Origin of the sequence: Streptomyces sp. NPDC057654, assembly GCF_042800135.1 — a bacterium.
Lineage (GTDB): Bacteria > Actinomycetota > Actinomycetes > Streptomycetales > Streptomycetaceae > Streptomyces.
On record NZ_JBHVHQ010000186.1, the window covers coordinates 1 to 11,828 of the forward strand.

Below are 11,828 nucleotides of genomic sequence, written 5' to 3' on the forward strand. Positions count from 1 at the left end.
CCGTAAAGGCCCGCCACGGGCACAAGAAACCGGAGAATCCGACAGCCGCCGGACTACTCCTCGGCGTCCGCACCCTCCGCCGAGTCGTCAGCCTCCTCCGCAGAACCCTCACCGTCCGCCAGCAGCCGCGTCAGCTGCCGCCCCAACAGCCGCTTGAACTTCCGCTGCTGCGGCCGCGTACGATCCAGGATCGCCACTTCCAACTGCTCCGCGGTGAGCGTGCGCTCCCCGCCGTTGTTGTCCCGGGACAAGGACTCCACAGCGAGCTTGAGCGCCTCGCCGAGCGTCATGCCGTCCACATGCCGCTGATCGAGATAGCTGCTGATCTGATCCGCGTTCCCGCCGACCGCGACCGAACCGTGCTCATCCACGATCGAACCGTCATGCGGCAGCCGATAGATCTGATCGTCCTCCGGACCCTCCCCGGCCTCGGCGACGATCAGCTCGACCTCATACGGCTTCTCGGCCGCACTGGAGAAAATGGTGCCCAGAGCCTGGGCATAGACGTTCGCCAGACCACGCGCCGTCACATCGTGCCGGTCGTACGTATAGCCGCGCAGATCCGCGTACCGCACACCGGCGATCCGCAGATTCTCGAACTCGTTGTACTTGCCGACCGCGGCGAAGGCGATCCGGTCGTAGATCTCGCTGACCTTGTGCAGCGCGCGGGACGGGTTCTCGGCGACGAAGACGATGCCGTCGGCGTACTGGAGCACGACGACGCTGCGGCCGCGCGCGATGCCCTTGCGGGCGTACTCGGCGCGGTCGGCCATGGCCTGCTGGGGTGAGACATAGAACGGCGTCGACACCGGCTATCCGTCCCTTTCTGTCAGTGGCTGGGATACCGCCCAGCGGCGGCGGGGGAACATACGGACACAGGTCCGGCGGGCTAGAGCAGCTCGGCCCGCGGGCCGTCAGGCTCCTGCAACCGCTGCTCGTGGATCGCACGGACGGCCTCGGACGCCTCCCCCTCGGTCAGCCTCCGGAACCCCTCATCGGTGATCACGGTGAGAACAGGGTAAATACGGCGCGCCAGGTCCGGCCCGCCGGTCGCCGAGTCGTCGTCGGCGGCGTCGAACAGCGCCTGGGTGACGAGCGTGATGGCCTGGCTCTCCGTCAGGTTGTCGCGGTAGAGCTTCTTCAGCGCCCCCCGCGCGAACACGGAACCGGAGCCGATGGCCGCGAAGCCGTACTCCTCCGAGCGCCCGCCGGTGATGTCGTAGGAGAAGATCCGGCCCTTCTCACGGCCCACGTCCCAGCCCGCGAAGAGCGGCACCACGGCAAGGCCCTGCATGGCCATCCCGAGATTGCTGCGGATCATGGTCGAAAGGCGGTTGGCCTTGCCCTCCAACGAGAGCGTCGCACCCTCCACCTTCTCGAAGTGCTCCAGCTCCAACTGGAAGAGCTTGACCATCTCCACGGCCAGCCCGGCCGTACCGGCGATCCCCACGGCCGAGTACTCGTCGGCCGGGTAGACCTTCTGCACGTCGCGCTGCGCGATGACATTGCCCATCGTCGCCCGCCGGTCACCGGCGAGCACCACACCGCCGGAGAACGTCGCCCCCACGATCGTCGTACCGTGCGGCAACTCGACGGCCCCTTGCACAGCCGGCAGCTCCCGGTTGCCCGGCAGCATCTCCGGAGAGTGCTCGCTCAGGAAGTCCATGAACGAGGACGAGCCGGGCGTCAGGAAGGCAGCTGGTAGACGCCCTGAGCTACGAGTGTTGGCTTCCACGCGTTTCCTTCCAGGTATGCGATGGCCCGACGCAAGGTGTCGGGATCGTCTCCCAACTTGCCGATGGCCGAATTGCAGTTGAAGCACAGTACGCCACGGACCCTACCCGTCTGATGGCAGTGATCCACATGCACGGCCGGGGCATTGAGACAGATCACGCAGATTCCCATTTGGGAGGCGATTATCTCGTCACGCTCAGCCTCGGTCATGCCGTACTGACGCCTCAGATGGCCCTCCCGCCCCTGAACGACACGGCAAGCCTTGCAGCGCGTCGACAGGCCGTCCGAGGCGGTCGCATTGCGATGCCACTCGCTGTGGGGCTTGATCTCGCCGCACGTACGGCAGAGCTTGCACCCCTCGGCCACATCCACTTTCTCGCGGACGGTCTTGCCGCGAGCTTCTTGACGACGTTTGTAGTACTCAGCCGCGCATTCACGGCAATTGGCCTGGAGGCCGTCAGGCCGTGACCTATTAGCCGCGAATGCGCTGGCAGGGAGCCTCTGCTGGCAAGCCGAGCATTTCTTCTCGACGCCAAATTCGGACATTCGTTACTGTCCGCCCTTTTGTACAAAACTCCGGACGAAATCCTCGGCATTTTCCTCCAAGACGTCGTCGATTTCGTCCAGGACGGAGTCCACGTCGTCGCTCAGCTTCTCCTGCCGCTCCTTGAGGTCTTCCGCAGCCTGCGCGTCCTGCGCCTGCTCCTCGACCTCCTCAGTGGAACGTGTCGCCTTCTGCTGTCCGCCGCCTGTGTCCTTGGTCGCCATGTACCTCACCCCGCTCGGTTCGATGCACTTGATCAGACCCTACAAGCAGGGTCCGACATTGGCCCTTTACTTCCCCAACGTCCGGGAACCACCTCGATGATTCCCATTCGCCGGTCCTTTCAGCCCCGGTTCAGTCCCTGGTTCAGTCCCTGGTTCAGCCCCCGGACAGCACCCGGACGAGGTCCTCCGCCGTACGGCACCGGTCCAGGAGCTCCTTGACGTGGTTGCGGGTGCCGCGCAGCGGTTCCAGGGTGGGGACGCGCTGGAGGGAGTCGCGGCCGGGGAGGTCGAAGATGACCGAGTCCCAGGAGGCCGCGGCGACGTCGTCCGCGTACTGCTCCAGACAGCGGCCGCGGAAGTACGCGCGCGTGTCCTCCGGCGGCTTCGTACGGGCCTTCTCGACGTCTCCCTCGTCCAGCAGCCGCTTCATCCTGCCGCGTGCCGCGAGGCGGTTGTAGAGGCCCTTGTCGGGGCGTACGTCCGCGTACTGGAGGTCCACCAGCTGGAGCCGGGCGGCGTCCCAGTCCAGGCCGTCGCGGCGGCGGTAGCCCTCCAGGAGCTCGCGCTTGGCGACCCAGTCCAGTTCGCCGGCCAGGCTCATGGGGTCGTGCTCCAGCCGGTTCAGCACGTCCTCCCAGCGGGTGAGGACGTCCCTGGTCTGTTCGTCGGCGTCCACTCCGTAGCGGTCCTCGACGTATTTGCGGGCCAGCTCGAAGTACTCCATCTGGAGCTGTACGGCGGTCAGTGTGCGGCCGCTGCGCAGCGTGATCAGGTGTTGCAGGGAGGTGTCGTGGGAGACCTGGTGGAGGGTGCGCACGGGCTGGTCGATGGCGAGGTCCGCGGCGATGAAGCCGTCCTCGATCATGGACAGGACGAGCGCGGTGGTGCCGAGTTTGAGGTAGGTGGAGATCTCGGAGAGGTTGGCGTCGCCGATGATGACGTGGAGGCGGCGGTAGCGCTCGGCGTCGGCGTGCGGCTCGTCGCGGGTGTTGATGATGGGCCGCTTGAGGGTGGTCTCCAGGCCGACCTCGACCTCGAAGTAGTCGGCGCGCTGGCTGAGCTGGAAGCCCTGTTCGTGGCCGTCCTGGCCGACGCCGACGCGTCCGGCGCCGGTGACGACCTGGCGGGAGACGAAGAACGGCGTGAGGTGGCGCACGATGTCCGAGAAGGGGGTGTCCCGCTTCATCAGGTAGTTCTCGTGGGTGCCGTAGGACGCGCCCTTGTTGTCGGTGTTGTTCTTGTAGAGGTGGATCGGCTGGGCGCCGGGGAGGCCGGCGGCGCGCTCGGCGGCCTCGGCCATGATGCGTTCTCCGGCCTTGTCCCAGAGGACGGCGTCGCGGGGGCTGGTGACTTCGGGGGAGCTGTATTCGGGGTGGGCGTGGTCGACGTAGAGCCGTGCGCCGTTGGTGAGGATGACGTTGGCGAGGCCGATGTCCTCGTCGGTCAGCTGGCTGGAGTCGGCGGATTCGCGAGCGAGGTCGAAGCCGCGGGCGTCGCGCAGCGGGTTCTCCTCCTCGAAGTCCCAGCGGGCTCGTCGTGCCCGGTGCATCGCCGCCGCGTAGGCGTTGACGACCTGGGACGAGGTGAGCATGGCATTGGCGTTCGGGTGGCCGGGGACGGAGATCCCGTACTCCGTCTCGATGCCCATTACTCGCCGTACGGTCATGCGGCCCTCCTTGCCCGGCGGCGCCCCCGGATGGGGTAGGCGCTCAAGTACCGCTGCGCTTCCGGTCCGTGTGCGGTCCCGATCCCCCACTGCGCTTCGCGGCGGTACCGAAGAGCCTAGAACGGCTTTGCGGCGGTGGGGAGATCATTACAGTCTTTGCTCGGGCGCGGCCTGTCGGCGGGCGTCCGGTTTTCGCTGCGGCTGCTTCGTTGACGTTCGGTGCGGTTCGTGGGATTCGGTTGGATTATGTCGCGGAACCGCTGCGGGGTCCGTCGGCGCACGTCGGTATGGGTGGGGATTGGTTGAGGCGAAAAATACGTCCGGCTGCGGACGCCCCGTGCAGGACATCCGCAGCCGGACGGCGGTGTTACAGGTACTGGCCGGTATTGGCCACTGTGTCGATGGAGCGGCCGGTGTCCGCGCCCTGTTTTCCGGTGACGAGGGTGCGGATGAAGACGATCCGCTCGCCCTTCTTTCCGGAGATGCGGGCCCAGTCGTCCGGGTTGGTGGTGTTGGGCAGGTCCTCGTTCTCCTTGAACTCGTCGACGCAGGCGGCGAGGAGGTGGGCGACGCGGATGCCCTTCTGGTTGTGGTCGAGGAATGCCTTGATCGCCATTTTCTTGGCGCGGTCCACGATGTTCTGGATCATCGCTCCGGAGTTGAAGTCCTTGAAGTAGAGGACTTCCTTGTCGCCGTTGGCGTAGGTGACCTCCAGGAAGCGGTTCTCCTCGGATTCCGCGTACATCTGCTCGACGACCGACTGGATCATGCCGGAGACCGCGGAGGCGCCCGAGCCGCTGTGCTCGGCCAGGTCGTCGGTGTGGATCGGCAGGGTCGGGGTCAGGTACTTCGTGAAGATGTCCTTGGCGGCCTCGGCGTCGGGGCGCTCGATCTTGATCTTCACGTCGAGGCGGCCGGGGCGCAGGATCGCGGGGTCGATCATGTCTTCGCGGTTGGAGGCGCCGATGACGATGACGTTCTCCAGGCCTTCGACGCCGTCGATCTCGGCGAGGAGCTGGGGGACGATGGTGTTTTCCACGTCCGAGCTGACGCCGGAGCCGCGGGTGCGGAAGAGCGACTCCATCTCGTCGAAGAAGATGATGACGGGGGTGCCTTCGCTGGCCTTTTCCCTGGCGCGCTGGAAGACGAGGCGGATGTGCCGCTCGGTTTCGCCGACGTACTTGTTGAGCAGTTCGGGGCCCTTGATGTTGAGGAAGAAGCTCTTCCCCGCGGGCTTGCCGGTGACTTCGGCGACCTTCTTGGCAAGGGAGTTGGCGACGGCTTTGGCGATGAGGGTTTTGCCGCAGCCGGGCGGGCCGTAGAGCAGGACGCCCTTGGGGGGCCGCAGTTCGTGCTCCTTGAAGAGGTCGGGGTAGAGGTAGGGGAGCTCGACGGCGTCGCGGATCAGCTCGATCTGGTTGCCCAGGCCGCCGATCTTGGTGTAGTCGATGTCCGGGACCTCTTCGAGGACGAGTTCCTCGACTTCGCTCTTCGGGATGACTTCGTAGACGTAGCCGGATCGGGGTTCGAGCAGCAGTGCGTCGCCGGGTCGGATGGTGATGTCCAGCAGCGGCTCGGCGAGCCTCACCACCCGCTCCTCGTCGGTGTGCCCGATGACCAGGGCGCGCTCGCCGTCCTCAAGGATTTCCTTGAGGGTGACGATGTCCCCGGCGCTTTCGAACTCCATGGCTTCGACCACGTTGAGCGCCTCGTTGAGCATGACCTCCTGGCCACGTCGGAGCTCTTCGAGGTCGACGCTCGGGCTGACGTTCACGCGGAGTTTGCGGCCGCCGGTGAAGATGTCGGCGGTGCCGTCGTCGTTCGCCTGCAGGAAGACCCCGAAGCCGGCCGGCGGCTGCGCGAGCCGGTCGACCTCCTCCTTGAGGGCCACGATCTGGTCGCGGGCCTCACGGAGCGTGTTGGCGAGCCGCTCGTTCTGAGCGGACACTCCGGCCAGGTTGGTCTGCAGCTCGACGATCCGCTCTTCGAGAATCCTCGTGTGACGCGGCGAGTCGGCGAGCTTGCGCCGCAGGACGGCGATCTCCTGCTCAAGATAGGCAACCTGGCCGGCGGGGTCCTCAGACCCTCGCCCCGGCCGGATGCCGCGGTTGATGTCGTCGTCGTGGGCTGCCACGGTCCTCACCTCCTCCAAGGGGAGCTGGACGCTTCCTGACCCTACCTGGGCCGGTGCAGGTTGAAACCCCTAGATCACAAACCCGGTCGGGGTGTGTCCGATCTTCACCCTTGCGCACGTCCTTACGTGAGGGGAATACCCACCCAACAACATCGGAAAGCGGGCGGTTGTATCGTCGAGTCGGTCAACACCCGTCAGGGCTGGCACGACTTACCGCAAGAATTTGACGCGCGACGCAGGAAACGGCAGGCGAGATGACCGTGCAGGGCGAGGACCGGGAAAGCACCGAGGATCTTGAGGTCTGGATCGATCAGGATCTGTGCACCGGCGACGGGATCTGCGCGCAGTACGCCCCGGAGGTCTTCGAGCTCGATATCGACGGTCTGGCGTATGTCAAGAGCGCGGACGACGAGCTGCTCCAGGACAAGGGGGCGACGACGCCGGTTCCGCTTCCGCTGCTGAACGATGTGCGGGACTCGGCGAAGGAGTGCCCCGGGGACTGCATCCATGTGCGCCGGGTCGCGGACCGGGTCGAGGTTTACGGGCCCGACGCCGACTGAGGGACGTCGCGAACACGCCGTGTGACCAGCGGGCACTGCCTGTGACCGGCTGGTGCGGTGCTGTCGGGTGCTGTCGGGTGCACTCAGACGCTGCCGGGCGCGGGCAGTGCGGTGAGGGCGAACTTCCCGTCCTTCCACTGCCATTTGACTTCTCGCTGCTTGTCGGGGCAGCAACGCGGCACGTTCTTCGAGGAGTAGCCGAGGAGGGTCGCCGAGACGGCGGTGTCCGACACGCGGAAGTCCATGACGCTCATCCGCTGGGCGGGGTCGAGGAGTGTCGCGGCGACCTTGGGCCGCCCGCCGCCCGAGGCGGGGGGCGTGAGGACGTACACGCCGCTCGGCGGGGTGCCCGCCTCCGTGTGGCAGCGGACCACGGCGACGGTCTCCGGCCGCCCGTCGCCGTCGAGGTCGGCCGAGCCCTTCGCCACGACGTCTGCCTCTGTCCGGCCGCAGTCCAGCGGATACCGTGCCGCGTGGGCATCGGGTGCTCCGCCGGCGGGCGTAGCGGAGCGTGGTGCGGTGGTGGTAGCGGTGGCGTCCGCGGGCTGGACGAGGGCCGCGCCGGCGACGACGAGGGCGAGGGCCGCGGCGGTCGCGATCCAGTGCACGGGGCGGGTACGGGCGTGGGAGGGGGTGCCGGGCGCGGGGAAGGGGCCCGTGCCTGCCAGGGGCTGCACGCGGGGGGACTCCTGTGAGTGCTGTGCCGTCGGGGTGTCCAGCATCGTGCCATATGGCGGGGGCCGTGGCACCACCGGAGTGCGGTGCGCCGGTGGTCTCTCAACGCGTGGGCCCCGCCGTCGAGTTCCGCTGAGCGGATTCGGCGGCGGGGCCTGTCGTGCGTACGGCCGGGTGTCGGCGTGCGGCCGGGTGGCCTGGGCTCAGCGTTCGGCGGAGCCGCTCTGGCTGCCGGGGCCGGTGTAGTCGTCGCCGTAGGCGCCCTTGGCGGGGCGGCGGCGGCGCAGCGGCGGTTCGACGCCGTCGGCGAGGCGGCGGGCGGTGAGCAGGAAGCCGGTGTGTCCGATCATGCGGTGGTCGGGGCGTACGGCGAGGCCTTCGACGTGCCAGGTGCGGACCATGGTTTCCCAGGCGGAGGGCTCGTTGAAGGTGCCGTGTTCGCGGATGGCCTCGACGGTGCGGGCGAGCTGCGTGGTGGTGGCCACGTAGGCGCAGAGGATGCCGCCGGGGACGAGGGCCTTGGAGACGACTTCCAGGCATTCCCAGGGGGCGAGCATGTCGAGGATGACCCGGTCGACCTCGGTGTCGGAGAGGTTGTCCTGGAGGTCGCCGACGGTGAGGGTCCAGGCGGGGTGCGGGGCGCCGAAGTAGCGCTGCACGTTCTGGGTGGCGATCTCGGCGAAGTCGGCCCGGCGCTCGTAGGAGTGCAGCATGCCCTGGTCGCCGATGGCGCGCAGCAGGAAGCTGCTCAGGGAGCCGGAGCCGACGCCTGCCTCGACGACGCGGGCGCCGGGGAAGATGTCGGCCATCGCCAGTATCTGCCCCGCGTCCTTGGGGTAGACGACGGCGGCTCCGCGCGGCATGGACAGGACGTAGTCGGGGAGCAGGGGGCGCAGCGCGAGGTAGGCGACGTTTCCCGTGGTTCGGACAACACTGCCCTCGGGGGCACCGATCAGCTCGTCGTGGGGGAAGGCACCCTTGTGGGTGTGGAACTGCTTCCCGGTTTCGAGCGTGAAGGTGTAGTGGCGTCCCTTGGGGTCGGTGAGCTGGACCTGGTCCCCGACTTGGAAGGGGCCGCGACGGCGGGCGGCACCGGTCGGTTCGGACATGTGACCAGCCTACCTGGGCGTGGGGGGCGGGGCGTCCGCGGTCCCTATTGCTGGGGGCGGGCCATGGCGGCGACGAAGGCTCGTTCGACGTCGGAGGTGGCGAGTACGCCGTAGATCTCGCCGGTTTCCTCGACGACGAGGTATTCGGTGGCGGGGGTGGCGCGGAGGGTGTCGAGGAGTTCTTCGCCGGCGAGTTCGGCGGAGACGCGCATGCCGTCCTTGAGGTCTTGGGCGAGGCCGCTGACGGCGACCCAGGGGCGGCGGTGTTCGGGGACGGTGACGATGGCGGATTCGCGGACGACGGCGGTGGGGGCGCCGTCGGTGTCGACGACGACGAGGGCGCGGGCTCCGGCGTCGTTGGCGCGGCGGATGGCTTCGGAGAGGGGGGTGGCGGCTTCGACGGGGACGGCGCGGCGGGTGAGGGTGCGGACGGTGAGTTCGGGGAGGCGTTCGCGGAGTCGTGCGACGCGGAGGCTGTTTCCGGCGCCGGTCCAGATGATGGCGGCGAGGATGGCGGCGAGCAGGGCGTCGGTGAGGGAGTCGACGCTGCCGAAGCCTTCGTTTCCGTCGCCGAGGCTGCCTGCCTGGGTGAGGAGGGGGAGGCCGATGAGGACGGCGACGGCGAGGCCGCGGCCGACCCAGGCGGCGGCGACGGTGCCGCTCATGGGGTTGCCGGTGATTTTCCAGACGACGGCGCGGAGCATGCGGCCGCCGTCGAGGGGGAGGCCGGGGAGCAGGTTGAAGATGGCGACGATGAGGTTGGAGATCATCAGTCCGGCGAGGAGTACGCCGGGGACGGTGCCGGGCTGGACGGTCTGCATGCCGAGGTAGAAGACGCCGGCGAGGACGAGGGAGAGGAGGGGGCCGACGAAGGCGAGGACGAATTCGCGGCCGGGGGTCTCGGCGTCCTTCTCGATTTCGGAGACGCCGCCGAAGAACTGGAGCTGGATGCGGCGGACGGGGAGTCTGAAGCGGAGGGCGGCGATGGTGTGGGCGAGTTCGTGGACGAGGACGGAGGCGTAGAAGGCGACGGCGAAGAAGAGTGAGACGAGGTATCGGGCGCGGCCGAGTTCGGGCAGGACGCGGTCGAGCTGGCCGCCGAAGACCCAGGTGATGAGGGCGGCGACGAGGAACCAGCTGGGGGCGACGTAGACGGGTACGCCGAAGGGGCGGCCCATGAGGATGCCGCCGCCCTGTTCGCGGGGGCGGCGTGGTTTGCGGCCTTCGGGCTCTTTGGGCTTCTCGGCTTGGGGGCCCGCTCCCCCGCCGGACCGGCCCTGCCCGCTGTTCTCCACGGTGTCCCCTCGTCGGCGTCCTGCCCCGCGTCCGCGTGGCGCGTTTCCACGATCATGCAGTGCGGGGCGGTCTGCCGTCGATGGTATGCGGCTCGTTGTCGGTGGGGGGCCGTAGGGTCTGCGGCATGGGAACGAGCATGGAGAAGATTCCGCAGGCCCGGTCGGGCGGGCTCCGGGCCGTGTCGGCCGAACGGCCCACGGCGCTGTCGCCCTCGCGGGCGGGCGATTTCATGCGGTGCCCGTTGCTGTACCGCTTCCGGGTGATCGACAGGCTGCCGGAGAAGCCGAGTGCCGCGGCGACGCGGGGCACGGTGGTGCACGCGGTGCTGGAGCGGTTGTTCGACGCGCCGGCTGTGGAGCGTACGGCCGAGGGTGCGCGGGCGATGGTGCCGGGTGAGTGGGAGAAGCTGCTCGCGCGGCGGCCGGAGCTGGCGGAGTTGTTCGAGGACGATCCGGAGGGTGAGCGGCTGGCCGGGTGGCTGGGTGACGCGGAGCGGCTGGTGGACCGGTGGTTCACGCTGGAGGATCCGACGCGGCTGGAGCCTGCTGACCGGGAGCTGTATGTGGAGACGGTCCTGGATTCGGGGCTGACGCTGCGGGGTTTCATCGACCGGGTCGATGTGGCGCCGAGCGGGGAGGTGCGGCTCGTGGATTACAAGACGGGCAAGGCGCCGGCTCCGCGGTTCCGGTCGGAGCCGCTGTTTCAGATGACGTTCTACGCGCTGGTGATGTGGCGGTTGCGGGGTGAGGTGCCGCGCCGCCTTCAGCTGGTGTATCTGGGCAGCGGGGAGGTGCTGACGTACGACCCGAGCGAGGCGGATCTGCTGGCGGTGGAGCGCAAGCTGCTCGCCTTGTGGGAGGCGATCGTGCTGGCGACGGAGACGGGCGACTGGCGGCCGCGGCGGAGCAAGTTGTGCGGCTGGTGCGATCACCAGGCCGTGTGTCCGGAGTTCGGGGGTACGCCGCCGCCGTATCCGCTGCCGGTGGCGGGCGCCGGGGAGGCCGGGTCGCTGCCGGTGGCGGGCGCTGGGGAGGGCGGGTCGCTGCCCGGGGGCGGTGCCGGGGAGGGCGGGCCACAGGCGGGTGCGGAGGCCGGGTCAGTGGCTTCGGAGCAGTCGTCGCAAGGCAGAATGGGGCAGATCTAGCGAAGGAGAGAGTCCCTGTGGCTATCCGCGTCCTGCTGGTCGACGACCAGCCGCTGCTGCGCACCGGTTTCCGGATGATCTTGGAGGCCGAGCAGGATCTCGCGGTCGTCGGCGAGGCCGGCGACGGCCTTCAGGCGCTCGATCAGGTGCGGGCCCTTCAGCCCGATGTGGTGCTGATGGACATCCGGATGCCCCGGATGGACGGTGTGGAGGCGACCCGGCAGATCACCGGTCCGGGTCGGGACGGTCCGGCGAAGGTGCTGGTGCTGACCACGTTCGATCTCGATGAGTACGTGGTGGAGGCGCTGCGTGCGGGGGCGAGCGGGTTTCTGCTGAAGGACGCGCCGGCCGATGAGCTCGTGCAGGCGATCCGGGTGGTGGCGGGCGGCGAGGCGATGCTCGCGCCGAGCATCACGCGGCGGCTGCTGGACAAGTACGCGGGGCATCTGCCGTCCGGTGAGGAGAAGGTCCCGGACACGCTGGACACGCTGACCGAGCGTGAGGTGGAGGTGCTCAAGCTGGTGGCGCGCGGCTTGTCGAACGCGGAGATCGCCGCGGATCTGTTCGTGAGCGAGACGACGGTCAAGACGCATGTGGGGCATGTGCTGACCAAGCTGGGGCTGCGGGACCGGGTGCAGGCGGCGGTCTACGCGTATGAGAGCGGGCTGGTGCGTCCCGGCTCGCAGTAGGCGGCGGCAGGCGCAGGGGAGACCGAGAAACGGCCGGCGGCCCGCTTCCGAGG

Annotated in this window: 12 protein-coding genes; 3 read left to right on the forward strand and 9 right to left on the reverse strand. The window is 68.5% G+C overall.

The genetic code is table 11. From position 1 onward, the window contains the following. Positions 1-53: 53 nt before the first annotated feature. From prcA to arc, 6 genes are all read right to left on the reverse strand, one after another. A complete protein-coding gene (prcA, locus tag ACFU99_RS16600) occupies positions 54-809 on the reverse strand; it encodes a proteasome subunit alpha (RefSeq protein ID WP_384391953.1) in 756 nt (251 codons plus the stop codon). 80 nt (positions 810-889) lie between these two features. After that, positions 890-1,735: a proteasome subunit beta gene (prcB, locus tag ACFU99_RS16605; RefSeq protein WP_384391957.1), complete on the reverse strand. Its 846-nt coding sequence runs from the start codon at positions 1,733-1,735 to the stop codon at positions 890-892. Then, positions 1,687-2,280, reverse strand: coding sequence for an endonuclease VII domain-containing protein (locus tag ACFU99_RS16610; RefSeq protein WP_384391960.1), 594 nt, complete (start codon positions 2,278-2,280; stop codon positions 1,687-1,689). The genes prcB and ACFU99_RS16610 overlap by 49 nt, the downstream gene beginning before the upstream one ends. Before the next feature lie 3 nt (positions 2,281-2,283). Then, positions 2,284-2,502: a ubiquitin-like protein Pup gene (locus ACFU99_RS16615; protein WP_018848997.1), complete on the reverse strand. Its 219-nt coding sequence runs from the start codon at positions 2,500-2,502 to the stop codon at positions 2,284-2,286. Between the two features lie 154 nt (positions 2,503-2,656). Further along, complete coding sequence (dop, locus tag ACFU99_RS16620) at positions 2,657-4,168, reverse strand: depupylase/deamidase Dop (protein ID WP_384391963.1); 1,512 nt, start codon at positions 4,166-4,168, stop codon at positions 2,657-2,659. A 367-nt stretch (positions 4,169-4,535) separates the two neighbouring features. Further along, positions 4,536-6,302 (reverse strand): proteasome ATPase, encoded by a 1,767-nt coding sequence (arc, locus tag ACFU99_RS16625; RefSeq protein ID WP_384391966.1) that lies wholly within the window; start codon positions 6,300-6,302, stop codon positions 4,536-4,538. Between the two features lie 254 nt (positions 6,303-6,556). Here arc and ACFU99_RS16630 point away from each other — a divergent pair, with 254 nt between their 5' ends. After that, positions 6,557-6,862, forward strand: a complete 306-nt coding sequence (locus ACFU99_RS16630) for a ferredoxin (RefSeq protein WP_384391969.1) — start codon at positions 6,557-6,559, stop codon at positions 6,860-6,862. An 83-nt stretch (positions 6,863-6,945) separates the two neighbouring features. Here ACFU99_RS16630 and ACFU99_RS16635 read toward each other — a convergent pair whose 3' ends face one another. From ACFU99_RS16635 to ACFU99_RS16645, 3 genes are all read right to left on the reverse strand, one after another. Next, positions 6,946-7,539 carry a hypothetical protein gene (locus tag ACFU99_RS16635; protein ID WP_384391972.1) on the reverse strand — a complete coding sequence of 198 codons (594 nt, stop codon included), beginning with the start codon at positions 7,537-7,539 and terminating at the stop codon, positions 6,946-6,948. Positions 7,540-7,740: 201 nt separating this feature from the next. Then, entirely contained in the window at positions 7,741-8,646 is a 906-nt protein-coding gene (locus ACFU99_RS16640) for a tRNA (adenine-N1)-methyltransferase (protein ID WP_363129551.1), read from the reverse strand. Between the two features lie 44 nt (positions 8,647-8,690). Beyond that, positions 8,691-9,941, reverse strand: coding sequence for a site-2 protease family protein (locus ACFU99_RS16645; protein WP_384391976.1), 1,251 nt, complete (start codon positions 9,939-9,941; stop codon positions 8,691-8,693). 137 nt (positions 9,942-10,078) lie between these two features. On the opposite strand from ACFU99_RS16645, the gene ACFU99_RS16650 reads away from it, so the two are divergent. Both ACFU99_RS16650 and ACFU99_RS16655 read left to right on the forward strand, forming a co-directional pair. After that, complete coding sequence (locus ACFU99_RS16650; RefSeq protein WP_384391980.1) at positions 10,079-11,086, forward strand: RecB family exonuclease; 1,008 nt, start codon at positions 10,079-10,081, stop codon at positions 11,084-11,086. A 17-nt stretch (positions 11,087-11,103) separates the two neighbouring features. Beyond that, the gene (locus ACFU99_RS16655) at positions 11,104-11,775 is read left to right on the forward strand and encodes a response regulator transcription factor (protein ID WP_030879167.1); all 672 of its coding nucleotides are present in this window, start codon (positions 11,104-11,106) and stop codon (positions 11,773-11,775) included. Positions 11,776-11,828 lie beyond the last annotated feature (53 nt).